This is a genomic window from Ruania suaedae (genome assembly GCF_021049265.1).
Lineage (GTDB): Bacteria > Actinomycetota > Actinomycetes > Actinomycetales > Beutenbergiaceae > Ruania > Ruania suaedae.
In genome coordinates this window covers 955,307-981,543 of record NZ_CP088018.1, presented here as the reverse complement: position 1 = coordinate 981,543, position 26,237 = coordinate 955,307, and the positions used below count along the sequence as shown (strand labels likewise).

Genomic DNA, 26,237 nt, shown 5'->3' with positions numbered 1-26,237 from the left:
GCGCGGGCCCGTGTGCGGCCGCCCGGCCCCCGACCTCAGGGGCGAGTCAGGGTCCCGTGCCCGTGCGAGGCGTGAGGTTTCAGGGACGGGTCAGGGTCTTTCCCGATACCGCCGCGCGGCCCCGGGGAGTTGACTCGATGTCATGACCTCGTACTCTTCCCCGCCGCAGCCGCCACAGGCTGCGGATAGTTTCTTCGACTCCCTGCGGCGGATCGGTATCGCCCGCACCGACGACCGGTGGATCGGTGGCGTGGCGGCCGGCGTGGCCCACCGCCTCGGCATCGACCCGCTGATCGTCCGCGGCGCCCTGCTGCTGGTGACCCTGTTCGGCGGGGTGGGCCTGTTGCTGTACGGGCTCGCCTGGGCCCTGCTGCCGGAGCGCTCCGACGGCCGGGTGCACCTGCAGGAGGCCTTCCGCGGCCGTTTCGACGCGGCGCTGGCCGGAGCGATCCTGATGGTGATCGTGGGTCTCTCCCGCGTCGGCTTCTGGTGGAGCGGATGGGACGGGCTGGCGTTCAGCGTGGGCCTGATCGCGCTGATCGCCCTGGCGGCGGTCGTCGTGCTCGCCATCCAGCAGGGGCGCCGCAGCGAGGGCGGCCATGGCAGCGGCGCCGGTGAGGGCCCCGGCAGGCCGTGGCCGGAAGGGCCCGCCGGATGGGGTGGACCTGCCGGGCCGAGTGGCCCCGCAGGACCGGCAGGACCTCCGCCAGCCCCGCCGGGCGGCCCGGGCGCACAACCCGCACCCTCGACCGACCTCACAGTCCCGTTCGCCGCGGCCGGTAGCACCGCCGGCGCCACCATCCCCGCCCCGAGCGGCCCGGTGGACGAGCGGACCGATGACGACCAGGCGGCACCCGCGCCATCCGACCGACCCCACGACGAGACCGAGGTCCTCATGAGCACCACCCACGCGGAGTCCGACGAGCAGATCCACCCGGGCGGGCCCGGCGGACCCGACAACCACCCACCCATGCCGCCCGCAGCGGCGCCCCAGCCCCCCGCCGCAGCTGCACCGCCGCCCCGGCCCCGGGTGCCCGGGCCCGGCGCCACGCTCGTGCGGATCATCCTCGGCCTGGTCCTGCTGGTGATCGCCCTGCTCCTCGCTGCCGACTACAGCGGCGTCCTGACCTTCTCCCACGGACCCGGCGCCTGGGACGACGGCTGGAGCGTGGCACTGCTCGCCATCGGCTCCGCGGTCGCGCTCCTCGGCCTCGGGGCCGTGATCGCCGGTCTGCGCGGGCGCCGCTCCGGCAGCCTCGGCGTGCTGGGGACGATCGCGGCGATCGTTGCGGTCCCGATGGCACTGACCTACTCCGCCGAGGTGGTGCACCGCTACGACTGGGGCAACGTCGCTGCCTACAGCGACCAGCTCTGGCGCCCGGCCACCGCGGCCGAGGCCGCCCAGGGCTACGACGAGCTCGCCGGTGGCGCCCTGCGGGTGGACCTCACCGACCTGCAGAACGTGACCGTCACCGACCCCGTCGAGGTCGGGATGGGCGCCGGCCAGATCATCGTGATGGTGCCCGAGGGCATGCCGGTCACCGTCGAGGCATCGGTGACCGGTGAGATCACCACCTACGGCCTTGACGACTGGACGGCGCAGGCCGAGGGCCGCACGACCCAGACCGTCGACGAGAGCCTGGATCGCGGGTGGCGCATCGGCGGCAGCCGCGAGGTGACCCTCACCTCCCCGGCGGCCGAGGCACCGGGCGAGGACACCCCGCTGGAGCTGGAAGTCGACCTCGGGTTCGGCGAGATCGTGATCGAGGAGACCTCATGAGCACCGACCGCGTCACATCCACTGACCAGTCCACCGAGCAGCCCACTGACCAGTTCGCGCAGCAGCCCGCCGATCACCAGCCCGTCCAGGAGGCAGAGACCATGTCATCGACCACCGCACCCATGCAGTACGACGGCGCCCAGGCGCCCAGCACGCCCGCTCCGCGGGAGGGCACCCGGTTGCGCACCGTGGTGTGGGGGCTGGTGCTGATCCTGCTCGGCGGCGTCGTGATCGCCATCGGGCTCGGCGCCCGGCTCGATCCCGCCACCGTCGTCATCGGCATCCTCGGGATCGCCGGCGCGACCCTCCTGCTCGGGGCGCTCGTCTCGGCCGCCCGGGGCCGCCGCTCGCCGGGCGCCGACGTCTAGGACTCCAGGGCCGCAACCGCTCTGCGTGCGAGCGCGCGATCGAGTGGGTGCGTTACCACCTCGGCGGCGTCCTCGAGGGGGAGCCAGCGCACGGCGTCCACCTCCGCTCCGGCGATGAACCCGTCGTCGGAGCGGGGCTGCATGAGCCAGTAGGTGGTGCGCTTGAGACCACCGCCGGAGAGCGGGTAGTCGACCACCCCGAGCCAGGACCCGAGCTCGCAACGCAAGGCCGTCTCCTCGTACACCTCGCGCAGTGCAGCCTGTTCGAGCGTCTCGCCGGGGTCGAGCTTTCCTTTCGGGAAGGACCAGTCGCCGTGGCGGGGCCGGTGGATGAGGAGGGTCCCCACGGCGGAGGACTCTGCGCAGGTGCGGATGAGGAGGCCGCCCGCGGCGAGAACGCGGATGTCATCGACTGTCTCAGTCAAGAATTCCTCGCTTCTCCTGATGCTTCGCACGCTCGAATCTGGTGACGGTGTCGGCGACACCCCGGACCCGGCGAGAGGCCGTGCGACCGGTCATGATGACGCTCGTGGTGGCCGGGCGGGCCGCGATCGTCTCGACGACCTCACGCTCGTTCACCCAGCCCGCGGCGATCGCGTGGGTGATCTCGTCGAGCACCACCAGGCCATGGTCTCCGCCGAGAATCGCCTCCCGGCCGACCGCCCAGGCTTCCTCCCCCAGGTGTTCGGGGCGATCCTGGGCCCACGTGGCTCCGCGGGTGAACACCGGCCATTCGATGCCGAGCCGGCGGCCCGATGCTCGCTCGGCCGCATTCCACGACGCCCCTTTGAGGAACTGCACGACCAGCGTGCGCCACCCGCGGCCGATGCTGCGGCTGGCATACCCGTAGGCCGCGGCGCTCTTCCCCCAGCCCTCACCGACGAAGAGCATGACGATTCCACTCGTCGGCCGCGAGGTCACATGCGGCCCGGACATGTCGCCAGGCTACCGGTGCGCTCACGCCGCACGTCCGAAGACGAGAACCCCATCGGGGTCGATGCTCAGGGCCACGCGCGTCTCCGGCTCGAGACTGCTCGGCGCGAGGAGGCTGACCGTACCGGCGTCGGGAATCTGCACGGTCACCCGATAGGCACGCCCTTCGTAGACGCACGCCGTGACGACGCCGCTGACCGTACCCGCCGCTCCGGCAGGCAGGCCGTAGACCAGCCGCACCGCGTCGGGATGGATGAAGACCTGGGGCGACCTGTTCGTGCCGTCCGGTCCGCCCGAGCCGTCCCCGCATGCTTGGCCCAGCAGGGTCTCGTCGCCGAGGATCACTCGCGCTTCTCCCGCGGCTCGATCCACGCGCTGCGGGACCAGCCGCGAGCTGAAACCGGCCATCGCCGCGACCCACGGCGTGGCAGGCCTCGAGAAGACCGCTCGCGCCGTATCGAGCTGGACCGCTCTGCCGTGATCGAGCACCAGGATGCGGTCGGCCAGCGCCAGTGCCTCGGTCACGTCGTGGGTGACATAGACGGCCGTCGTGGACAGGCGGCGCAACAGGGTGGCGAGATCGGTGCGCATGGTCGCGCGCAACTGCACGTCGAGGTTGGACAGCGGCTCGTCGAAGAGCAGGAGGTCAGGCTCGGTGGCGAGCGCCCGCGCGATGGCGACGCGCTGTTGCTGACCACCCGAGATCTCTGCCGGCCGGCGGTCCTCGAGCCCCGCGAGTTGCAACAGCTCCACGAGTTCGGCGACTTTCGCCTCCCGCCTCGCCCGATCGGTGCGGTGCCGTCCGTGGAGGAGGCCGTAGCCGATGATGTCCCGCACACGCAGATGAGGCCAGAGGGCGTAGTTCTGGAACACCATGTTGATTCCGCGTCGGTCCGCGTCGACCGTGAGGTCGAGCCGCGAGAGTTCCCTGCCACCGAGCACGATGCGACCGGCGTCGGGCGCTTCGATCCCGGCGATCAGCCGCAGCAGTGTCGACTTCCCGCAACCGCTGGGCCCCAGCACCGCGAGCGTACTTCCGGAATCGACGCAGACCGATAGCTCCTCCAGCGCCGGAACGGTGCCGCCGGCACCCGGATAGCCCTTGCTGAGATTCTCGATCGTGAGGTCTGCGGGGTGGGTACTCATCACGGGGTCCCCGTTCGGTTCTGTTGGCTGCGGATCAGTCGGCGTCCGAGGGCGGTGGAGATGCCGGCCAGGGTCACGACCACGGCGGCGGTGACGATGGCGCCCGCCGTGGCGGAGCCGTAGTGGCCGCGGTCGTACTCCAGCAGGATCTCCACCGGCAGCGTGGCGAAGTCGGGGGGCGCGAGCATGGTGCTCGCCGCCAGATCGAACACGCTGGAGGCGAAGATCGCGACCAGTGCTGAGAGCAGGGCCGGGGCGAGGAGCGGAACGAGGATCGTGCGCAGCCGGCTCAGCAGCGGAACGCCGGCGAGCGCAGCCGAGTGCAGGAAGCTCACGGGGATCTGGGCGAGTGCGCCCAATTGCAGCCGCACCGCGATCGGCACCGCGGTGGCCACCCCCGCGAGCACGAGGAGAACCGGTTGGCCGTAGAGGCCGATCCCGAGATCCGAGAGCACCGGCTGGTTCCACACGAAGATGTACCCGACGGCGAGCACGATGCCAGGGATGGCGAGCGCCACGGTGCCGGCGACATCGATCACCATCCGGCCGCGGAAGGAGGTGAACGTCAGCACCACCCCGATGAGGAAGCCCAGCACGGTGGTGAGGATCGCCACTGCGACGGCGATCATCAGGCTGTTGCCGGCACCCTCGAGCAACCGCATCCCGGATCCGGGATCCAAGAACGCGGCGTAGTGCTCGAGCGTGAAGTTCTCCGGCGTCAGTCCCCCTGAGATCGACTGCGAGAGGGAGACCTGCAGGGACGAGCTCAACGGGAGCCCGAGGGTCAGGATGAGCACCAGCACCGTCACCCCGGACCACAGCCGCGGATGCTTGGCCACAGGGGTGGCGACCGTCGAGGACTGCCCGGTGAGGAAGTCGAAGCGGCCGCGTCGCAACAGGCGCATGTAGGCGATGATCGCCACCGCGAGGATGAGCACCAGGTAGAGCGAGAGCACTCCTGCCAGCTCGAAGCGCACCGGGCTCTGGCGCACCGAGGCATAGATCGAATAGGGCAACGTCGGGAAGTTGTAGGACGCGGAGAGTGCGGCGGGCAGACCGAAATCGCCGATGACGTCGACGAAGACGAGCACGGCGCCGCTCAGTGCCGCCGGAGCGAGCAGGGGCATGCGGATCGTGCGCATGATGGTCCACCCGCGCGCACCACTCAGGGCAGCCGCGTGCCGGTAGTTGGCGTCGTCCCAGTGAAGCGCCGCACTCACGGCGAGATAGGCGAGCGGGTACTGCGTCAGGCTCATCACGACGATCAGGCCACCGGGGGTGAAGACGAGATCGGCGACCCACGGCATGCCCAGGCTGTTCGCGGCGACACCGGAGGGCGAGGCGAACATCACCCAGCCCTGGGCAAGGATGAACGAGGGGCTGACCAGCAGTACCCACGCGGCGCCGTCGAGCAGTCGTGCTCCCGGGAAGCGCACGCTGTGCCGCAGCAGGGCGAGGGAGAAGCCCAGGCTTCCGCCCAGCAGCATGGAGCCGAAGGCCAGCACCAGCGAATTGCTCAACGAGCGCTGCCAGAGCGGCCGGTCCGCGATCTCACCGAGCAGCTCCGGCTGGAATCCCCACGTGGTGGTCAGGCCGATCCCCGGGAAGACGGCCTGCAGCAGGACGAACACGAGCGGGACGCCGATGAGGACGACGAGCACGGCGGTGAGCGCCCAGCCGAGGACCTCACCGGCAGGGACATGGCGGGAGCGGGCGGGTGCGAGCGGTTCTGACCTGTTCCGCGTCTGCGTGAGAGTCACCGGCCGTACCTAGCGTGCCTGCTGGTTGGCGAACCAGTCCTTGATGTCCGCCTCGTTCTGGGCGGCGAAGTCGGCGTCGGTGATCAGCAAGCGGCCCTCGGCGGGGCGGTCGGCGGGCAGGGATGAGGTGTCCACACCCTCGACGTAGGGGGTGAAGGTGCCGTCGTTGCCGCCGTTCTCCATGAGGTACTCCACGTTGCCCGGGTCCAGGATCCAGTCGACGAGCTTCGAGGCCGCACACGGGCGGGGAGTCTCGGCGCTGATCGCGGCTGCCCGCACGACGCCCGGCACACCCGACTCGGGCCACACGAAGTCGACGGGCTCGCCAACCTCCATGAGGCCGTACACGTTCTGCTCCTGCAGGGCAGCGACCGGCACCTCCCCCGAGATGAGCGCCTCGCCCACCGGACCGTTCTTCTCGTAGACGTTGAACCCGTTGTCGATGATCGTGGTGAAGTACTCCTCGGCCTGGTCCGAGCCGAGGCTCTCGAAGAAGTGGGAGACGACCGGGTAGGCGGGTGCGGCGACGGCCGGGTCGGCCATGCCCAGCGGCGCGTAGGCCGGATCGGTCAGCGCATCCCAGCTCTGAGGGCTCTCGCCGGCGTCCAGGCTGTCGGTGTTGTACGCGATCACGGCGGCCGCGTGCTGGCTGAACGGGATCCACGAGCGATCCGCCGGCACGAGGTCCTGGCCCTCGTCGGTGAGGTTCGCCAGGTTGGCGGGAGCGAGGTCGGTCAGGAGCTGACCCTGACCGGCGAGTGCCTGGAGGCTGCCGTGCCCGTCGAGCATCACGACGTCCCATTGCGGGTTGTTCGCCTCGGCCGCGATCCGGGCGAGGATCTCGCCACCGCCCAGGTCGGCGATCTCGGTCTCGATCCCGGTGTCCGCGGTGAACTGCTCGCTCAGCGTCGGCCCGAAGGGGTTGAGGTAGATGCGCAACGGGCCGTCCTCCGCCTCGCAGGTGGCGGAGTCGATGTCTGCCACGTCGACGGCGTCCCCCTCAGCCTGGGGTGCGCAGGCCGCCATGGCCACGGCGGCGGCAGAGGCGGTGAGGACGGCGGCGGTGCGGGTGACTCGGGACATGGCGAACTCCAGGAAAGTCGTCGTCGGCAGGGACGACCTCATCCTCGGATCCACGAGTGAACGGAGCCGGTCGACCGGACGCAACGGGTGTCGATATCACGGTAAAGTCCGCGTGCCGCGCCGAGGCCGGCAACGACGGGAGTTGGCTGTCGGTTCGCTCGATCCCCGCTCGTTGTTCACCGCCGGTTCATGACCGGTGACCTACGCCGGGAGGCCGCGTGCCTCCCGGGCTCTGGCGTACACCCGCTCGGCGCGCCCGATCACGTCCGCCCACCCCATCGGCGGGGGCACGTCGCTGTTGTGGCGGCGGATGCGCGCCAGCAGCTCCCGGTCCTGCGCGAGCCGCACCAGCGCCGCCACGGCCTCCTCGTCCCCGGTGGCCAGCAGCCCGTCACGCTCGTGCTGGACGTACTCGCTCGCGCCGGTCTCGGCCTGTGCCACCACCGCGAGCCCGGCCGCTCGCGCCTCGAGCCCGGCGATGCCGAAGGCCTCCAGCTCGGCGGGGGCGATGAAGGCGTCGTGGTCGCGGTAGAGGGTGGGCAGCGTCTGCCGCGGGATCCGGCCCAGCACGGTGACGACGTCCTCGGTGCCGGTCTCCACCACCTCGGTGCGTACGGCGTGCTCGGCCGGTCCGCCGCCGGCCAGGGTGAGGCGGATCCTCGGTTCGCCGTGCTCGTCGCGTCCGAGCCGCCGGTGGGCCTCGGCCACGATGCGGATCAGGGGCACGGCCCGCTTGCGCGGCGCCAGCCGCTGGGTGGCCACCACCCGCAATGCCCCGCTGCCCGACGGCGCCCGCTCGCCCCGGGCGGCCACGGCCCGCCAGGGCGTCAGGTCCAGTCCGTTGGGGACCACGGACACGTCCGAGCGCCCGAGGGCCTGGGCCACCCGCTCGGCGGCCACCGCGCTGACGGCACTGAGGGCCACCGGGGCCCGGCGCCAGCCCGTGGCCCGCGAGCCCAGGGAGACCAGCGGTTCCACGCCGTCGAGCATGGAGTGCCAGGTGAGGGCCAACGGAAGGTCGAGCGCCCGGGCCGCGCGGGCGCCGTCGTAGGCGAAGGGCGAGACGACGCCGGCGTGCACGTGCACGACGTCGGGTTCCAGCAGCTGCAGGGCGCGGCGCACCAGCGCCCGCCCGCGCGGGTGCACCGGTAGCCCGAAGGTGATCGGGGAGGCGATGCGGTGCAGCCGCACGCCCGAGGGCTGGGTGAGGGACTCGCGATAGCGGCCCAGCGCAGACGTGGTGTCGTCGCCAGCGGTGGCGGTGAGCACGTGCACGGCGTGCCCGAGCCCGGCCTGGTGCGCGGCCAGGTCCTCGACCTGGCTCTCGATCCCGCCCACGCGCGGGGCGTAGCAGTCGGAGACATGAACGATGCGCACGTCGCTCTCCTCAGCTCGTCGGGTCGGTTACTCCCACTCGATGGTGCCCGGCGGCTTGCTGGTCACGTCCAGCACCACCCGGTTGACTTCGGCGACCTCGTTGGTGATCCGGGTGGAGATGCGGGAGAGCACGTCGAAGGGCACGCGGGTCCAGTCCGCCGTCATGGCGTCCTCGGAGGAGACCGGGCGCAGCACGATCGGGTGACCGTAGGTGCGCCCGTCCCCCTGCACGCCCACGGAGCGGACGTCGGCCAGCAGCACCACCGGGCACTGCCAGATCTCGCGATCGAGCCCGGCGGCGGTCAGTTCCGCGCGGGCGATGGCGTCGGCGGCGCGCAGGGTCTCCAGCCGCTCGGCCGTCACCTCGCCGACGATGCGGATGCCCAGGCCGGGGCCGGGGAAGGGCTGGCGCCACACGATGGCCTCGGGTACGCCGAGCTCGAGCCCGACGGCGCGGACCTCGTCCTTGAACAGGGTGCGCAGTGGCTCGATGAGGGAGAACTGCAGGTCGTCGGGCAGGCCGCCGACGTTGTGGTGGGACTTGATGTTGGCCGCGCCCTCGCCGCCACCGGATTCGACCACGTCCGGGTAGAGGGTGCCCTGAACAAGAAATTCGACGGAACGTCCGCTACCTCCGGCGTCGGCGACCACCTCGCGGGCGGCCTGCTCGAACACGCGGATGAACTCGCGGCCGATGATCTTGCGCTTGGTCTCGGGGTCGCTGACCCCGGCGAGGGCGTCCAGGAACCGGTCGGCGGCCTCGACCACCTTGAGGTTGACGCCGGTGGCGGCCACGAAGTCCTCCTCGACCTGTTCGGCCTCGCCGCTGCGCAGCAGCCCGTGGTCGACGAAGACGCAGGTGAGCTGGTCCCCGATCGCCTCCTGCACGAGGGCGGCGGCCACGGAGGAGTCCACGCCGCCGGAGAGGCCGCAGATCACCTTCGCGTTGCCCACCTGGGCGCGGATGGCGGCGACCTGGTCGGCGATGACGTTGCCGGGGGTCCAGGAGGCCTCCAGGCCGGCGGCCCGGTAGAGGAAGTTCTCCAGGGCCTGCTGGCCGCGCTCGGAGTGCTTGACCTCGGGGTGCCACTGCATCCCGTAGAGGCGGCGCTCGTGGTTCTCGAAGGCGGCCACCGGGGAGCCGGGCGAGGTGGCGAGCACGTCGAAGCCGGCCGGGGCCTCGTGCACCGCGTCGCCGTGGCTCATCCAGGTGGTCTGGGCCTGCGGGGAGCCGTGCAGCAGCGTGCCGGCCTCGTCCACCGAGACGGTGGTGCCGCCGTACTCGCGGGTGCCGGTGTGGGCCACGTGCCCGCCGAGCGCGGTGGCCATGGCCTGGAAGCCGTAGCAGATGCCGAGCACCGGCACCCCGGCCTCGAACAGGGCGGGGTCCACGGCGGGGGCGCCCTCGGCGTAGACGGAGGCGGGGCCGCCGGAGAGGATGATCGCGGCCGGGTCCTTGGCGAGCATGTCCGCCACCGGCATCGTGTGGGGCACGATCGCGGAGAAGACGTCCGCCTCGCGCACGCGGCGGGCGATCAGCTGGGCGTACTGGGCGCCGAAGTCGACGACGAGCACGGGCCTGGGCAGGGCGATGTCACTGGCGGCACTCACCCGAGAAGGATAGTCGCCCGGCCGCGGGCGATCGAACCGCGGCGTGAGTGCCTCAGGGAGTCGAGTCGGCCTGCTGACGGGACTCGAGCGTCTCGCTGACCCAGCGGGCCGCCTTCTGCTCCATCACGAACGAGAGCACGGGGATCACGCCGCCGGCGATGAGCAGGGCGATGCGCCCGAAGCTCCACCGCATCCGGCTCCACAGGTCGAAGACGGTGACGGCGTAGACCACATAGATCCAGCCGTGCACGAACGCGATCCAGGTGCCCAGCACCGGCTGGGGGCTGCCGTTCGCGTCCACGCCGTTGACCTGGACGACGTACTTGAGCAACATCTCCAGACACAGCAGCAGCAGCATCCCGCCGGTCACGAACGCCATGATCCGGTAGCGCGTGAATGCGCCGCGGTCGCGCATGTCCTGCGCGTCGGTGGTGCTGCCCTCGTCGGTGGCCTCCGGTTCGGTCATGCCCCCAGTCTCTCACTTTCGGCGGCAGGGCTGAGGAGCCGCGCGCGGCTACGGTGAGCCTGTGCCCTCCCGTCGCGTCCTGATCGTCACCGCCGCCGTGGTCGTGGTTGCCGTGGTCATCGCCGTGGCGCTGTCCCAGCGCTCCGACGGCGAACGCACCGCCGCGCTCGAGGCCTGGCACGCGGACCTGCGCGCCTGGGAGTCCGAGCAGACGACGGCGCTGGCCCCTCCCGAGGGCGTCGACCTCTCCCCCGGTCCGGCCACGTGGCTGAGCCCGGTTTGGGCGGGCGGTGCCGCTGATGCGGCGGATGCGGACGCCGTGAACGCGGCGTGCACGACGCTCACCGCCTACGGCGACCAGGTGGACTTCGCGCCCGAACCACCCGCCGCACCAGCCGAGCTGGAGCCGACGGCGCAGGAGAGCGAGCAGTTCGAGGCCGATCAGGCGGCCCTGGCCGGGCTACGCGCCGGGCTCACGGAGCCGTTATCTGAGGTGCGCCGTTATTGCGGGACGGTGCCGACGCTGCTGGCCGCCCGGGGCGAGGGCGATGCGGCTGATGCGGCTGATGCGAACCGCAGGATCGCCGAGTCGTTGCGAGTGCAGTGCCCGCTGCCCGAGCTGGAGGCGGTGTGCGCCGCGACGGTCGAGGCGGCGGAGGCGCTGGCGGGCGGGGCCGGGGAGCCGGAGGCAGTCCGTGCGAGGTGGGCGGAGGCTGTCGTGGGGTCCGACCTGCCGGGGCTCGCTGACGCCGATCCGCAGCAGCCGGAGGATGTGGAGGCGGCGCTTGCTGAGGTGGTCACCGAGCACGCCGACGGCGTAGCCGGCCAGGTGCAGGAGGTTGCCAGCGAGTTCGTGGGCACCTGGTAGGCGGACAGGCAGCGCAGTCGTTCACGTTGCGTCCGAACGGGATCTAGCCGAGGAAGCCCCGAACGGCGCCGTACCCGACGATGGCCACGACACCGAGGGCCGCGATCGCCATGAAGGTGAGCCAGCGCCGGCGACGACTGAGTTTCAGCGCGAGGACGATGCAGGCGACGTAGATAGCCGTGATAGCGATCGTCCATGGCACCCCGGTAGCAGTTCGGTCCGCGACGGTGCATCCCGGCGGCGGCGGGTAGACGGCGGGGCATGGATTTCCGAAGGGAACGGCCAGCCCCCAGATAGCGGTCATGGAAACCGCGAAGACGACCGTCGCGAGGATCACCGTGCCTCGCACCCGACGGCGTGGCGGCGCCGCAGATGGGTCGTCAGGGGCCATGCAGCGACGGTAGTGGGCCCACGCCCGACAGTGAAGGGTCGGCCCTGCGTCACTGGAAGTTCTTCGTCGGTGCCCTCACGATTGTCGCGTGACCAACGTGAGCGTTCTCGTTCGAGCCTTCGAGCGCCGGTCACCGGCAACCCCGACCGACCTTTCCGTACCGAAGGCTAATGACTGTAGCGATGACAGTCGTCCGACAGGGCTCCAGTGTTCAGGCAGACCAAGTCACCGTGCAATCCATAGGCGCGTGACGGCTTTGCGGACCTGACGACGGCTTGCGCCACGCACATCCCAAAAATGGGGAACAGGTAGTCAGTGCTCGGTCGATCCGTGCAGCTGGATGACGTTCTCGCCTGTCGGGTAGTCGAACAAGCTCTCCTCCACCTGGCACCGCCACGGGAGGTCCCTGGGCTCCTCGGCGTGGTCCAGGCGGACGACCTTCAGGCCACCAAGGCGTTCGGGAAAGTCTCGGTCGAAGGTCACCAACCAGTCACAGTCGTTCAATGCCGCCGTCGCGAGGTGAACCGCATCAGGGAGCTTCATTCGATAGTCGCGCCGGTACTCTGTCGCCTTTCGAACGATGGGCTGAGTGACATCCAGCAGGAGGACCGTGCGCGACTCCAGCAGTAGGCGGATCTGCTGCAGTTTGGTGTCATGACGATCGCGGACCGCGCTGTCCTTGTGGTCAGACGGCTTGTAGACCTCGGCCAGGGCGACCACCGACTCGACCAGCTGCACCTCGCCACGGTCGAGCATGCCCAACAGGCCCTCGACATGATCCGCGTTCGGCTCATCCTTGATGACCGCGATCAGTGCGCTGGAGTCCAGCAGCACGCGCGGTGTCTCACTCTTCGCCACGGATGTTCTCCAGATACTCAGCAGTCGACAGACTGCCAGTCAGGTCGGGCATGAAACCCCTCAGCTCGCGCCAGGAGATGGGCGGCTCCTCGACGATCCGCAGGCTGTGGGCTGCAACGTAGTAGGTCCTGGCCTCGTCGTTCTGTCGCAGCATTCCTTCGATCTCGACGAACTCGAGCAGCCCGTCACGCATCGACGAAGCAAGCGAAGTGGGGAAGCCGACATGAACCACCCGACCGCCGGTGTGGGGTCTTATCGAGGCTCTGTTTCCCCTGGTAACGTTCACGCCAGTCAGGTGGCCGCGCACCGACCCGTAGAACTCGCGCACCCATGGCGTGACGTCCTGCAAGCGGTCGCGCAACTGCTGGTCAAGCCAGACGACGTTTCCCCCTGCCTCGAGCTTCGCGTGACCACCCGAACTACGAACGAGATCCTTTGCGTGGCCGACTGCAATAGGTGTCCAGTCAGTTGGCAGAAGATCGCCAGCCCGGATTTGCCCGAGACCATGGACAGCGGATCGAGCGGCGGTGAAGCCCTCCTGACGATTCTCGCCCATTGCTGAGAGGCCCGAGATGGCAGATCCGATTCGGAGACTGCTCAGCGTCCACTCGACGCTGACCGTTTCCGCCAGATCGTCGAGAAGTTCCAGGAGGTGCGCGCCGGCAGCGAAGAAGCGCTCCGCGCCCGCCGGGCGCTCGGCGTCGATCGTGAGCACAATGTCGTCGGCCACGGCCATCTCCCCTTTCAACGCTACCCATTCTGGCACCGCACCCCAGGCCCCGCCTACTTTTGGACGGCGTCAAGGGGAGGCTACGTCGGCTACACGACATTCGACGATGAGCCGAGGTCGGTCGGTGAGGGGGACTCGACGGCCTGGTGGGGTCTGCTGCACGGATAGGTGACATCTTGACCTGACCTACGGCTTGGTTTCCAGTTGACGTCGCTAGTCGATGGTCTTCATCGAAGGCTCACCGCATGCCCCGCCCGTACCCTCCTGAGTTCCGTGCACGTGCCATTGCGCTCGTGCGAGAGGGCCGCCAGGTCAAGCAGACCGCTAAAGACCTAGGTATCCATACCGTCACCCTCCACAGCTGGCTGCGTCAGGACGAAATCGACCAGGGCCGCAGACCCGGCCTGAGCAGTGGAGAATCTGCGGAGCTGCGTGCAGCACGCGGGCGCGTTCGCCAGCTCGAGCAAGAGATCGCCATCCTCCGTCGTGCGGCGACCTGGCTCGATGAGGAGGGCGGAGCCGCCCCAAAAGGGCGCACCCGGTGATCGACCGACTCGTCGACGCCGGGGCACCCGCAAGCACCTGCTGCCGCCTACTGGGCCTCTCCCGCCAGGGCTACTACCGGTACCGAAAGCGCCCGACCAGCGCCACCGAGCTGCGCCGACGCTGGCTGACCGGCCTGATCAGGGAAATCCACGTTGCCTCCCGCGGCACCTATGGCTACCGCCGCATCCACGCCGAGCTCACCATCGGCATGAACATCCCGTGTTCCAGCCGGCTCGTTTCCGTGCTCATGACTCGCGCCGGAATCGGTGGGCTTCCAGGCCCGTCCCGAGTCGAGCGACTCAAGGGCATCGCCACAGCGGACGACCTGGTCAACCGTAAGTTCCACCGTCTCGCGCTGAACGAGCTGTGGGTCACGGACATCACCGAGCATCCCACCCGCGAGGGCAAGATCTACTGCGCCGCCGTGCTGGATGCTTGCAGCCGCAAAATCATCGGCTGGGCCATCGACTCCAAACAAGACTCCACCCTGGTCGTGAACGCTCTGGACATGGCGACCCGCGCACGTCAGCCCGGGCCCGGGCCCGGGCCCGGGCCCGGAGGGATCGTGCACGCGGACCACGGAGTCCAATTCACCTGCTGGGTCTTCACCCAGAAGATCCGTTCAGCGGGCTTGCTGCCCTCGTTCGGGACCGTGGGAGATGGTCTCGACAATGCGATGATGGAGTCGTTCTGGTCGACGATGCAGATCGAACTGCTGAACCGGACGAAATGGAAGACGCGCATTGAGCTGGCGAACGCGATCTTCGAGTACATCGAAGTGTTCTACAACCGACGTCGCCGGCACTCCTCACTCGAGTATGCGACACCGCACGACTACGACCTCGCCCGCACCCCGAGGGCACTCACCACCACCGGAAGCTAGCGACCGAGAGTGGAACCCTAACCGTAGGTCAGGTCACCCTGTCACCCATCCGTGCAGCAGACTTAGGTGCTGGTGTATCGCAGTGGGAATGAGCCTGCAATCTAGAACCGTTGATGGGGCCGTAGAGAGAGGTGGATGCTGCGCTCGTATCCCCCGCGTCGTGCCATGCGTTCCTATGTTCAGAGGTGCTCGTCGTAGATACCTTTGAACGTCGCACTGCGAACCTTCACCCAGCACTCCACTGCCTTTCTGAGGTGAGTTAGTGCCGCGTAGGGAGCAGTGGTAATGAGCTCTCCAGCGATCAACAACTTTCGATAATCATCGAGTGAACGCTGGATTGTCCCAACGTCGAGGCTATTCCGCCGGCGTCTAGTGATCTCGCGCTTGGTGCGCGCAAAACCAGCATCCATCTGGGCCAGGTCCTCCATGATTAGCCCGTAGTAAGCACGCAGGTGCACCTCGACATCATCGGGTAGAGCGAACCTGGCAGCGGAGTCTCCGACTAGCCCGGACGCTTGGCACGCCATGCTCACGGCTCGGTCGAGAACCGCGACCTCTTCTCGGCGATCGTCGATAAGGATCATCGCAGCCAATTGGTCGTGCGGTGCTGCTGTGTCGCGAAGACGTATGCGCAGATCGCTGACGATATCCGGCTGGTCGGAGCGGCGTTCGTTCAAGGCGGCGGCTACCGGGTTTGCCGGAACTGCCTGGCCGTAGATGTCGTATGCGAACAGGGCCACGACATCGGCGGCAGATTGGATGGCAGCTAGGGTATAGCCGCGCAGGGAGTAGAAGATCGGGGTCTCACTTCGGCGGGAGACCCCCAGGAGTTGTTGCACATCGGGCGAGCCGACAGGTTTGTCGTGGTGCTTGACCTGGGCGACTGCCCCCTGTGCGCGCACGTCCACGCCCCCGTCGGTGCCGGCAGGTGTGTTTAGGGCATCGGTGAACCCGAGTGAGCGCATGTGCCAGGCAGCGAACTCTTCGGCATCTTCCCACTGGGGCACGAGCACGGGCTTGGGGTGCCGGCTCGGAACGAACGGCTCTGGTTCAGACACGCCGGTAGTATCCCACCGCGCGCTGGGTAGGACACGCTGTCGTTGGGCGGGGATTGTTTCGGAGGCTGCTCGTCGCCCGTGCCGAGACTCTCCGAGTTCACGGCAGGATCTCCCGTAGTACCACGGCAGCTCTTGCGGAGTACCGAACCTGCTGCCGACACCTCGCCGTGTCTCGAGGGGATCCCCTACCGGGGCAGTTGGCAGACGACTCGTCGTGGGCTTCCACCCCGATGGAGCACCCGCGTCGATGGCGGCGGATTGACGCAGTCGCGGAATCGAGAGTTTGACGTCTGCTTGCACTGGAGGCGACGTCTGTTCGATCAGCGCCGGGGCTGCTGCGGGTGTGGTTTAGCGGCTACTTGTTGGTTCCGTCGGCGAGGGTGACTCCGAGCGTCCGGAGCGGGCCGGTAGTACCGGCGTACGGGTCGGTGACGGTGGTGCGCGGGTCGGTTCTACGGAGGACCTCGAATGCAACCTCCAGTGCGCTCGTATCGAGGTGGCCCGCCGCCTCGAGCGTGCGGGCGATGACGAAGACGCGTCTTGCCGCGTTGGCTTGTTCGATCCCTGGACTGATGGCCAGTTGCCCGAACAGTGGCGACTCGATGGCTACGTCACGTCCGTCAAGAGCTTCGGTAAGCGCATGGGCGGCAACTGGGTCGTTGGTGACGCGGTGAATCAGGGGTTCGGTGAATTTCCACAGCGGCTCGCGCGCGACCTCCAGGCGCCGCAACTCGAAGATTCGCTCGACATACGCAGGCAGGTGACCGGCTGGTGTCACATTGAACGTTAGGACGGTGGCTTCAATCCAGCTGGTCGGCGCGCCCGGGTAGCGGTCTTCCTCCGGCTGCTCGAACCAATCGGTGAGGTCCTGGAGGCGGTCCTTTGCCTTGGTGCTGTGAGGGAAGAGCAGGTCGTGGACTGCATTGACGACGTCACTTTTCGGTCGTGGGCTGCTAGGCGCGGGCGGCTTGGGATTCATCGCTTCGCGGAAGATGGTCTCGAGGTCGGCGTCGGGTATGTCCCAGGGTGCGGTGAGCTTTCTGAATGCCCAGTGTTCGTAGATACCTTGGGGGTCACCGCTGGTGGAGGACGCGACTGACGCCGCGATGACTCGGTGGAGGTTCTCAGTGGTCGCGCCGCCGGACTCGATGAGGTGGTCGATGCCCGCAGGGGTCGACTCGATGAGCTGCAGGGTTGCGCTCTCGCCAGCCTCGGCCTCCTCGGTCGCGATGCGCTCGCTGAGGAGGCTGGCAATTCCAGGACTGGTCAGGGATACCAGGAGCGCACCCAGCGCTGCACCCTTCTCCTCGACGCCGTCCTTGGGACGGGCCCCGGACAGCTGGGCCATGGGGTTATCGCCCAGGTGCGGTAGGAGCTTGTTCCAGTTCTCTGCAATAAGAGTCGCGAGAAGAGCGTCGGGGCTGCCGTAGATGTCGGTCAGGCGCACTCCGGGGCGTTTAGGTTCGTTGATGGTCTCGAGTACGCCGTCGAGTAGCTCCGGTGCGTCGAGCAGCAGCATGCAGGTCCATGCGACTTGCCGGTCCTCGTCGAGGTGTGGTCCGTACGCTCGCAGACCTTCGCGCACCACCTCGCGCCAGTGGGTCAATTCCGGCGACGGTGCATGGTCTGGCCGCTGGTGCCGTTGGATGGCCTCGGTGATGCCTACGGCGGTGACTCGCCGGACGCCGTCGTCGGGGTCGTTCTTCCAGGCTGTGGTGACGTCGATGAGCTGGGCGGGGGTGACGGGTACTTTGGCAAGTTCGAAGGCGAGGACCTCGCGTAGTGACGCGGGGAGTGGAGTGAGGAGGTCCAGGGCGAGGTCGAGTACTTCGTCTGACCGCGGGCTCGGTTTGGTGCCGTGGGCTCTGATGGCGACTGAGTGGATTGGGTCGTTAAGTCCGTGGGTGACGTGATGGTCGCTCTTGAGTTCGTCGATGGTGTAGTCGATGGTCTGGGCTGGCCAGGTGTTGATGATGTCGGCGATGTGCCATCCGAGGCCACGGCGGGTGGGTACGGCCATGCAGGTCGCGGCCACTGTGTCGTCGTCGTATGCGTCGAGCACAGCCTGGGCGGCGGCGGAGTCGAAGGGTGATTCTTCGCCGGCGACGGCTTGTTTGAGTTGGTACCAGTTGTGGGCGACGGCGAGCGCAAGAACGACGTGCGATTCGCTGGCGCTAGTTGGTTCCTTGGCGTTCTCCGCCTTGAGAAGTTCGTAGTTTCGGGCAAAGCCCGTTGCCGGCCCCAGGTGCTGCATGGCTATGCCTGCGAGCTTGGCTGCCGCCTTGTCGTCGGCGAACCGATTGTCGAGCGCAGCAACGACGACGGGGGCGGTACCGAATCGGTTGACGAGTTCGTGTGCGGCTGCTGCGGGTCGGGATTGGTCGATGGTACCAAGAAGGGCAGTGCGTGCCCGTTCGTCATCAAGGAAGCGGGTCAAGCTGAGGTCGCCATTCCATGACATCTCGGCAAGTTCGCCGATGCGGTTGCCTACGGCGTCGCGGAGCGGCCGGAGGTCAGTCCATTCGGGCGGCATCTTCGACAGGTCGTAGAGGATGAGTGGAAAGCGCTCCGAGGTGTTGGACATCTCTTCGATGACCCAGTCTTGGAGAACTTTTTGGTCGGCGAGGGGACCGCAAGCGAGCTGCCAGCACATTGAACGGTTACCGTCGCGCATCGGGTTCTGGCGCAGGGTGGTAGCGGCGAATTGTGCGAGATTGTCTTTGTACTGCTGGGACGACTCGGCTACTGCGCGCATCACGAGCAGCGAACTCAGTCCGGTCCAGTCGTGGTCGTCGATGTACCGCTCTTGGTGTAGGTGTTCGAGAACGAAGGCGAGTTCCTCAGGCGTGAAGAGCTTGCTGAGTGGGGTTTTCGGGTCGGCCTGGGCGACTGCATACAGCGCGGCGGTTCGGAGGTTGGTCTTCGGGCTTTGGCGTGCCCAAGCGATGTTGTCCAGCGTCGCTGGGTCCTTCGGCCATCCTTCGAGCAGAGTCACGAGCGCGGCGCACTGGGTCGCGGTGTCAGGCCCGTCGTTAATGACCTGAAGCAGTGCTGGATCAGCTGGTGCTGGGGCCGCCGGGCCTGGCTCTCTTGAGTTCCCAAACCTGGCCGCGATGATGCCGACGGCATTAGACCGTACCCCTCCGTCGTCGTGGCGGAGAGTGCGGAAGGCTATGCGTCGAATTTGCGCGTCGTAGCTGCTGGGTAGCTCCCGGAGCGCGTAGATGGCGGTGCCCGGGTAAGGCCGGGTGGCATCGAGCCAGCGCGTGAATGTCGGTTTCAAGTGGCGCCAGTACCTTGGTGTTGGGGAGGCTTGGACCAAGGACGTGACCAGGTCAGCACGGTAGGTCAGCGACGGAGAGCTTTCGACCTCTGCCACGACGGCGTTGACGAACTCGTGGACCTTGCTTGGCGCTAGGCTTACGTCGGCTGCAAGCGCCGCTGCTAGGAATCTCCACGTGGCCTGGTGGTTGAGCACGTCGTGCGGCCACGGAGCGGGCGACTTGCCGTCGAGGTCGGAAATGAGGTCGTCGAGCGCTTTCGCGACTGTCTGCCTGTTCGGTTGGGCGTTTAGCGCGGCAAGAAGGACATCGGTCCAGGATGCATCTCGGTGATGGTCAGCGAATGCAGTGCTCTGCGTTTCCTGGCTCAACTCGGCAAGATGCCGGCCGGCGAGGTGGTCGCCAATGACGCGGTGGACGAATCCGATCTGCTTGGCGCCTTGCGGGACGAGAATGCCGAACTCATCTTCTGCCATCTTCAAAGCCTCGGCCGCTACGGACCGTGCCTCGGCGGGGCTGTGGCCGAGAACCTCTGGGTCGCTGAGGACGACCTCGAAAGCCTTCTGCATCGCCTTGTAGTGCGTTGGCTGGGGAGTGTTGTCGGCCTTGAGGCGAAACGCGACACCTTGGACGAGGGTCTGGAAGTCGTCCACCGTGAGTGCCTGGGAAGTGACCTTTGACGCTCGTGCCCGCATCTTGGGATGTGTATCGATGAGCATCTTGACGACGAGGTCGTAAAGGTCGAATCGTCTCGGGGGCAGTGGCTCGCCTCGCCACGTTCGCGCGAGCAGCGCGAGGAGCAGCGGCGTGCGGCTGAACGCTTTGAGCTCCGAAACGGCATCGATCTGGGCCAGGAACGGTTCAACCGCGGCGGCGGACCAAGTGGCTTTGTGAGACCCGCTCTGACCCGGACCGCCGGGCTCGGTCGCGACAGGTTCGGAATTGGCCGGGACGAGATACAGGGCTGCTACTGCGCGCCGCTGGGCCGGGTCTAGGGGCGCTAGGTCCGCTCGACACCAGCTCAGATTGAGGGGGAGTCGGGACAATGCGTACGGGCGAGAGGTCATGATGACCGCCGCCTTCGTCCCACCCAGGAACGTCTCGACCTTTCCCAGCGCGTCATTCGCTGTCGCCTCAGTCGTCCACTCGTCGATCCCGTCAATAAGCAACAGCAACCGGTCATCCTCGAGTGCTTGGTCAACCAAACAGGACAAGTCTGGGCGGCCCTGGTTGGCGAGCCACGCGTGGACCGCCGAGGTCAGCGAGTTCGAGCTGTTCTCATCGAGATGACGGCACAGGAACCCGAACGGTAGCCAGAGGGGTAGGCGGTCACCGTGGGCTCGTTGCAGAGCAATCGAAACAGGGTCGGGGGCGAGGAGGTCTGTGGCGACGAACCGCAGAAGGCTCGATTTGCCTGCGCCCGGTACGCCGATGAGAACGTTTCGTTCGCCGTCTGCAAGCCAGATGTCCACGGGTGTGATGTCGGCCAGCGCGCGGACGTCGCGTCTGTCGTCGAGGAGGCCGCTAACTGCGCGCAGTGACGGACGGGCCCGGGTCAGCCTGGAGGACGTGGTGAGTGACTCTGACCGGGGTTCACTATCGTCGCCCGTTGAAGAACCATGCGGGTCAACCGGGGTGCCTTCGGTTGGCGAGCCTCGCGCCTCCTCCAATCGGTCGTTCGGACTGTCGGAACGCGGCCGCACGTCGAGAATGACGAACGATTCCTCCGGTTCGGACGGTCGAAGCGATGCGAAAGCGTTGAACGCGGCGCGGTATAAGGCTCGAAGTTCGCCCTTAAGTTGCCTCGTTTCTATCGGGTCGAGTCTGGTGCGCGGCAGGTTTGACGCAGCATCGGTGCCGCAGAACGGTTTCACCCAGTGTGGGCCGAAGAACCTTTCGACGAGGCGGGGTCGCGACCGCAGGAGTTCGTTGATTCGTTCACCATCCCACGGGACGAACTCCACGCCTTCGTCCTGGAGGCGCTCTGTTGCGTCGCGCACTGCCTCGTCGAGGTCTCGTTCGCGGAAGTCGAACGTCGTCGCGTAGAAGAACTGCTTGCTCCGCGCGGGCCACTGGCCGTCGAGGAACTTAGTAACGGCGTTCTTGATATCGGCGGGCGCGACCGTCTTCACGCGTTTTGACTGCAGTGCGACGGAGGAACGCCTACTTCCAGACGCCTGTGCTCCGACAGCCGGGTCGGGCGTCCGTAGCCGGCCATAGACGTCGATGCCTTCTTGCTCCTGACCGACAACGCCGTACGACTTTGCGTAGGTGACTTCGACTTCGGATTCAAGTAGGCAGAGGAACAGGCGCTCGGCGTCTCGGAAAGACAAGTCGCCCAGCGGCAGCGTTTCAATTTCGGTGACCGTTGGGAGTGCCTTCACACCGTGCTCCGGCTCGGTCCACAGCCAAGACTCGACCGTGCCCGTAGGCACGTCCGAGCTCGGCTCTCCTTCGCTCACCGTGGTCCTCACCTCCAAGACCAAGGTTAGAGGCTCAACTCTAAACAACGTTCGCGAGACCGTAGGGCTCCTGCCGCACTGAGTAGGCGGTCTGGGGTCTCGCTTGAGTAGTCCGCCCTTCTGTCGCGAGATCGACCTCGGCGTCTGGGTTGCGTCATTCTGGGCGGAATGCAGCGGACCGCAACCCACGCCTGCCGACCCGTCCCGTAGGCCGAACCCTCACTGAGACTGGCGCACCAGACCAGTAGCTGGCCCCGCGCACAGGACGCCATCGTCCCACAAGCCCCGTCCGCAACACTCACCGGTGAGGGGGCGTTCAGCGGCGTTGGTTGAGCAACCCTCACCCCACCCGCTCCTGCCGCAGGTGACGCACCTCGTCCCGCACCATCCGCCACCACAGCACCAGCGCGAACCCCCCGAAGATCCACCACTCGGCTGCGTACGCCAGATTGCGCACGTTGAGGCCGCCGTCGGGGATCTCGGGCGGGCCGATCGGGATCGGCACGGTTGCGGCCGCAGGCCCACCCGGCTGCATCTCCGCGAGCCGCACCGGCACCGCGTAGGTCGGCTCGTCCCAGAAGTTCACCAGCTGCGCGGGGCTGACCGACTCCACCAGCGCCCCCGTGCTCTCCCCCGGGTCGATCCCCTGCTCGGCGTGCTCCGGCGACCCCAGGAAACCGGCCAGCTCCACCGGCCCGTCTGGGACCGCGAGCGCCGCCTCGTCCGTGCTCGGCACCCAGCCGCGCACCACCGGCAGCAGCGCGTCCTCGCCCGAGACCCGCAGCGCGGAGAGAACGTAATACCCGAGCTCACCCTCGTAGCCGCGGCCCTCCACGAACACCTGCAGGTCGGGCTCCCACTCGCCCTGGACCTCCACGCGCTGCCCGAGCTCCTCCTGCACGAGCCCCTCCCCCGGCCCGACCACCTCGGCCAGCGGGATCGCCGGGCCCTCCTCGCGTGCCGCGGCCGCCACCTGCTCCTCCTGGTTCCCGCGGATCTGCGCGCGGTCCAGCTGCCAGGCTCCGAGCCAGATGCACAGCGCGGCGCCGGCGAGCAGGATCACCAGGATTCCCAGCAACCGCGGCTGGGTGGCCGCCCGGACCCAGTCCGTGCGCCCGCCGACTCGCCCGCTCGTGCTCACCGGTCCAGAATACGTCTCGGGCAGCCCAGGTCCCCGACCGCTCAGGTCACCCGAGCCGGCCCACCGGTCCGCCCTGGGACCAAGGGCCCGGACCACGCCGGCACCGGCCCGGGTAGCGTGGGCGGCGACCTGCCGAGAGGCTGAGCATGGGAGGACCTGATGGTGACCAGCGTCTACGTGACCTCGCCTGAGGGGCACACCGGAAAGTCCTCGGTGGCGCTCGGGCTGCTGGAGTCCTTCGTCCGTCGGGTCCGCCGGGTCGGGGTCTTCCGCCCGATCACCCGCGGCGATGCCGACACCGACTCCGTGGTCGAGCTCCTCCTCGCCCACGACGGCGTTGACCTGACGTACGAGGACTGCATCGGCGTCTCCTACGAGGACGTGCACGCCGACCCCGACGCCGCCCTGGCCACCATCGTGGCCCGCTACCACCGGGTGGCCGACCGGTGCGACGCCGTCGTGATCGTGGGCTCGGACTACACCGACGTGGCCGGACCCACCGAGCTCGCCTTCAACGCTCGGGTGGCGGCGAACCTCGGCTCGGCGGTGGTGCTGGTGGTCTCCGCCGTCGACCGCGACCCCAGCGACGTGCGCCAGATGGTCGACGTCTCCGCCGCCGAGCTCGCCGGCGCGCACGCCTCCCTGGTGGCCGTGGTGGCCAACCGCGCCGACCCGGACGCCATCGACGCCATCACCCAGACCCTGGCGGACCTGCCTGTGCCCGCCTGGGTGATGCCCGACGTCCCCCTCCTGGCCGCCCCCAGCGTGCGCGACCTGATGCGCGCCACCGATGGCACCCTGACCACCGGCGACGACGAGCTGCTCGACCGCGAAGCCGAGGAGCTCATCGTCGGCGGGATGACGATGGAGCACATCCTCGAACGTCTCTCCGACGGCGCCGTGGTGATCGTGCCCGGCGACCGCTCCGAGGTCATCCTCGCCCTCGTGGCCGCGCACGCGGCAGAGAACTTCCCCTCCCTCGCCGGCCTCATCCTCAACGGCGGCTTCGCCCCCTCCGAGCAGACCACCCGGCTGCTCGACGGCCTGCGCCAGCGCCTGCCAATCATCACTACCGAGCTCGGCACCTTCGAGGCGGCCAGCCGCGCCTCGCGCACCCCCGGGCTGCTTTCCACCGGCTCCCAGCGCAAGCTCGATCTCGCCCGCTCCACCTTCGAGCAGGCGATCGACTCCGAACGCCTGATGGACGCCGTCGACATCCCCCGCAGCACCGTGGTGACGCCGCTGATGTTCGAGCACGAGCTCCTCGAACGCGCCCGCGCCGGCCGCAAGCACGTCGTGCTGCCCGAGGGCGAGGACGACCGGATCCTCCGCGCGGCGAGCACCCTGCTGGCCCGGGAGGTCGCCGAGCTGACCCTGCTCGGGGACGAGGCCACCATCCGCGCCCGCGCCAGCGAGCTCGGCCTGGACCTGACGGCGGCCCGCGTCCTCTCCCCCCGCGATCCCGAGCTGCGCGAACGCTTCGCCACCACCTACGCCGGCCTGCGCGAGCACAAGGGCATGACCGTCGAGCGGGCCCGCGAGATCGTCACCGACGTCTCCTACTTCGGCACGATGATGATCTACGAGGGCCTCGCGGACGGCATGGTCTCCGGCGCCCGGCACACCACCGCCCACACCATCAAGCCCTCCTTCGAGACGATCCGCACCGCCGAGGGAGTCTCGATCGTCAGCTCGGTGTTCTTCATGTGCCTGACCGACCGGGTGCTCGTCTACGGCGACTGCGCCGTCAACCCCGACCCCGACGCCGGGCAGCTGGCCGACATCGCCATCTCCTCCGCCGCCACCGCCGCCCAGTTCGGCGTCGAGCCGCGGATCGCGATGCTCTCCTACTCCACCGGTGAGTCCGGCAGCGGCGCCGATGTGGACAAGGTCCGCGAGGCCACCGCCGAGGTCCGCCGGCGCCGCCCCGACCTCGTGGTCGAGGGCCCCATCCAGTACGACGCGGCCGTCGACCCCACCACGGCCAGCACCAAGATGCCCGGCTCCGACGTGGCCGGGCGCGCCACGGTGCTGATCTTCCCGGACCTGAACACCGGCAACAACACCTACAAGGCGGTCCAGCGCAGTGCCGGGGCGGTCGCCGTCGGGCCGGTCCTGCAGGGCCTGCGCAAACCGGTCAACGACCTCTCGCGGGGGGCACTCGTGCAGGACATCGTGAACACCGTGGCGATCACGGCCGTGCAGGCCCAGGGAGAGAGCTGATGAGCAGCGCAGACACCACGACGGCGCAGCACGTCCTGGTCGTCAACGCCGGGTCATCCTCGCTGAAGTACCAGGTCCTCGACCCCGCCACCGGCACCGCGATCGCCACCGGGCTGATCGAGCGGGTGGGCGCCGAGGGCGGCCGCCTCACCCACACCACCGTCGGGACCGACCACGAGCGTGACCTGGACGTGCCCGATCACGGCGCCGCCATGGCCGCGATGACCGACGCCTTCGCCGAGCACGGACCCGACCTGGCCGAGGCGAACCTGGTGGCCGTGGGCCACCGGGTGGTCCAGGGCGGCGCCCGGTTCGGCGGCTCGGTGGTGATCGATGACGAGGTGGAGTCGATCATCGAGGACCTCGCCACGCTGGCGCCGCTGCATAACCCGCCCAACCTGGAGGGCATCCGCGCTGCCCGCGCCACCTTCACTGAGATCCCGCACGTGGCCGTCTTCGACACCGCCTTCCACCTGACGATGCCCGAGCAGGCCGCCACCTACGCCCTGGACCGGGAGGTGGCTGAGCGCCACCGCATCCGTCGCTATGGCGCGCACGGCACCTCCCACCAGTACGTCTCCCGGGTGGCCGCCCAGCACCTGGGCATCCCGGCTGAGCAGGCCAACCTCATCGTGCTGCACCTGGGCAACGGCGCCTCCGCCACCGCCGTCCAGAACGGCCGCTCGGTGGACACCTCGATGGGCCTGACCCCGCTGGAGGGCCTGGTGATGGGCACCCGCACCGGCGACATCGACCCCGCGGTGGTCTTCCACCTGGCCCGCACCGCCGGGATGAGCATCGACGAGATCGACACCCTCATGAACCGCCGCTCGGGCATGCTCGGCCTCACCGGGCACTCGGACATGCGCGACGTGGCCGAGGCGATGGACGCCGGCGACGAGCACGCCCGGCTGGGCATGGAGGTCTACACCTACCGCCTGCGCAAGTACATCGGCGCCTACACCGCCGTGCTCGGCCGGGTGGACGCCGTCGTGTTCACCGCGGGCATCGGGGAGAACTCGGCGCCGGTGCGCGCCGGCGCACTCACGGGCCTGGAGCACCTGGGCATCGAGCTCGATCCCGGCGCCAATGAGCGCCGCCGCAGCGGACCCGATCCAGTGCGCATCTCCACCGACTCCTCCCCCGTGGCGGTGCTGGTGGTGCCCACGAACGAGGAGGCCGAGATCGCCCGCGAGGCGGTCGCCGTCACCGGTGCGAAAGCAGGCCCGCAGCCGGGGTAGCATTCCTCCCGGTCGATGCTCAGACGTAGGT

20 protein-coding genes are annotated in these 26,237 nt (G+C 68.5%); 6 read left to right on the top strand and 14 right to left on the bottom strand.

Annotated features, from left to right (window positions below):
* The first annotated feature begins 142 nt into the window (after positions 1-142).
* Positions 143-1,780, top strand: coding sequence for a PspC domain-containing protein (locus tag LQF12_RS04420; RefSeq protein ID WP_231054787.1), 1,638 nt, complete (start codon positions 143-145; stop codon positions 1,778-1,780).
* Complete coding sequence (locus LQF12_RS04415) at positions 1,777-2,148, top strand: hypothetical protein (RefSeq protein WP_231054786.1); 372 nt, start codon at positions 1,777-1,779, stop codon at positions 2,146-2,148. Before LQF12_RS04420 ends, LQF12_RS04415 begins: the two co-directional genes overlap by 4 nt.
* Here LQF12_RS04415 and LQF12_RS04410 read toward each other — a convergent pair.
* The 8 genes from LQF12_RS04410 to LQF12_RS04375 form a co-directional block, all read right to left on the bottom strand.
* Entirely contained in the window at positions 2,145-2,573 is a 429-nt protein-coding gene (locus tag LQF12_RS04410; protein ID WP_231054785.1) for an NUDIX hydrolase, read from the bottom strand. The genes LQF12_RS04415 and LQF12_RS04410 overlap by 4 nt on opposite strands.
* Entirely contained in the window at positions 2,566-3,084 is a 519-nt protein-coding gene (locus LQF12_RS04405; RefSeq protein ID WP_231054784.1) for a cob(I)yrinic acid a,c-diamide adenosyltransferase, read from the bottom strand. The genes LQF12_RS04410 and LQF12_RS04405 overlap by 8 nt, the downstream gene beginning before the upstream one ends.
* 21 nt (positions 3,085-3,105) lie before the next feature.
* Positions 3,106-4,227 carry an ABC transporter ATP-binding protein gene (locus LQF12_RS04400; protein WP_231054783.1) on the bottom strand — a complete coding sequence of 374 codons (1,122 nt, stop codon included), beginning with the start codon at positions 4,225-4,227 and terminating at the stop codon, positions 3,106-3,108.
* Entirely contained in the window at positions 4,227-5,987 is a 1,761-nt protein-coding gene (locus tag LQF12_RS04395; protein WP_231054782.1) for an ABC transporter permease, read from the bottom strand. Before LQF12_RS04395 ends, LQF12_RS04400 begins: the two co-directional genes overlap by 1 nt.
* A 9-nt stretch (positions 5,988-5,996) precedes the next feature.
* Positions 5,997-7,070 (bottom strand): ABC transporter substrate-binding protein, encoded by a 1,074-nt coding sequence (locus LQF12_RS04390; RefSeq protein ID WP_231054781.1) that lies wholly within the window; start codon positions 7,068-7,070, stop codon positions 5,997-5,999.
* Positions 7,071-7,271: 201 nt separating this feature from the next.
* Positions 7,272-8,447 (bottom strand): glycosyltransferase, encoded by a 1,176-nt coding sequence (locus tag LQF12_RS04385; RefSeq protein WP_231054780.1) that lies wholly within the window; start codon positions 8,445-8,447, stop codon positions 7,272-7,274.
* A gap of 27 nt (positions 8,448-8,474) precedes the next feature.
* Positions 8,475-10,058, bottom strand: a complete 1,584-nt coding sequence (gene guaA, locus LQF12_RS04380; protein WP_231054779.1) for a glutamine-hydrolyzing GMP synthase — start codon at positions 10,056-10,058, stop codon at positions 8,475-8,477.
* A 52-nt stretch (positions 10,059-10,110) separates the two neighbouring features.
* A complete protein-coding gene (locus tag LQF12_RS04375; RefSeq protein ID WP_231054778.1) occupies positions 10,111-10,524 on the bottom strand; it encodes a DUF3817 domain-containing protein in 414 nt (137 codons plus the stop codon).
* Positions 10,525-10,585: 61 nt separating this feature from the next.
* On the opposite strand from LQF12_RS04375, the gene LQF12_RS04370 reads away from it, so the two are divergent.
* Positions 10,586-11,392 (top strand): hypothetical protein, encoded by an 807-nt coding sequence (locus tag LQF12_RS04370; protein WP_231054777.1) that lies wholly within the window; start codon positions 10,586-10,588, stop codon positions 11,390-11,392.
* A gap of 43 nt (positions 11,393-11,435) precedes the next feature.
* Here LQF12_RS04370 and LQF12_RS04365 read toward each other — a convergent pair whose 3' ends face one another.
* The 3 genes from LQF12_RS04365 to LQF12_RS04355 all read right to left on the bottom strand — a co-directional run bounded on the left by LQF12_RS04365 (position 11,436) and on the right by LQF12_RS04355 (position 13,371).
* On the bottom strand, positions 11,436-11,783 hold the full coding sequence (locus LQF12_RS04365; RefSeq protein ID WP_231054776.1) for a hypothetical protein: 348 nt from the start codon (positions 11,781-11,783) through the stop codon (positions 11,436-11,438).
* A gap of 312 nt (positions 11,784-12,095) precedes the next feature.
* Positions 12,096-12,641, bottom strand: coding sequence for a type II toxin-antitoxin system VapC family toxin (locus LQF12_RS04360; RefSeq protein ID WP_231054775.1), 546 nt, complete (start codon positions 12,639-12,641; stop codon positions 12,096-12,098).
* A complete protein-coding gene (locus tag LQF12_RS04355; RefSeq protein WP_231054774.1) occupies positions 12,628-13,371 on the bottom strand; it encodes a hypothetical protein in 744 nt (247 codons plus the stop codon). Before LQF12_RS04355 ends, LQF12_RS04360 begins: the two co-directional genes overlap by 14 nt.
* Before the next feature lie 245 nt (positions 13,372-13,616).
* On the opposite strand from LQF12_RS04355, the gene LQF12_RS04350 reads away from it, so the two are divergent.
* Positions 13,617-14,800 (top strand): IS3 family transposase gene (locus tag LQF12_RS04350; protein ID WP_231054773.1). Its coding sequence is split into 2 segments (ribosomal slippage): positions 13,617-13,893 and positions 13,893-14,800, totalling 1,185 coding nucleotides; the frame shifts between segments, so codons are not numbered across the junction.
* A 179-nt stretch (positions 14,801-14,979) separates the two neighbouring features.
* Here LQF12_RS04350 and LQF12_RS04345 read toward each other — a convergent pair.
* From LQF12_RS04345 to LQF12_RS04335, 3 genes are all read right to left on the bottom strand, one after another.
* Positions 14,980-15,858: a restriction endonuclease gene (locus tag LQF12_RS04345; protein ID WP_231054772.1), complete on the bottom strand. Its 879-nt coding sequence runs from the start codon at positions 15,856-15,858 to the stop codon at positions 14,980-14,982.
* 355 nt (positions 15,859-16,213) lie between these two features.
* The gene (locus tag LQF12_RS04340; RefSeq protein ID WP_231054771.1) at positions 16,214-21,613 is read right to left on the bottom strand and encodes an NACHT domain-containing protein; all 5,400 of its coding nucleotides are present in this window, start codon (positions 21,611-21,613) and stop codon (positions 16,214-16,216) included.
* A 328-nt stretch (positions 21,614-21,941) separates the two neighbouring features.
* Positions 21,942-22,742, bottom strand: coding sequence for an SURF1 family protein (locus tag LQF12_RS04335; RefSeq protein ID WP_231054770.1), 801 nt, complete (start codon positions 22,740-22,742; stop codon positions 21,942-21,944).
* 159 nt (positions 22,743-22,901) lie between these two features.
* Here LQF12_RS04335 and pta point away from each other — a divergent pair, with 159 nt between their 5' ends.
* Entirely contained in the window at positions 22,902-24,965 is a 2,064-nt protein-coding gene (pta, locus tag LQF12_RS04330) for a phosphate acetyltransferase (RefSeq protein ID WP_231054769.1), read from the top strand.
* On the top strand, positions 24,965-26,206 hold the full coding sequence (locus tag LQF12_RS04325) for an acetate/propionate family kinase (RefSeq protein ID WP_231054768.1): 1,242 nt from the start codon (positions 24,965-24,967) through the stop codon (positions 26,204-26,206). The genes pta and LQF12_RS04325 overlap by 1 nt, the downstream gene beginning before the upstream one ends.
* Positions 26,207-26,237 lie beyond the last annotated feature (31 nt).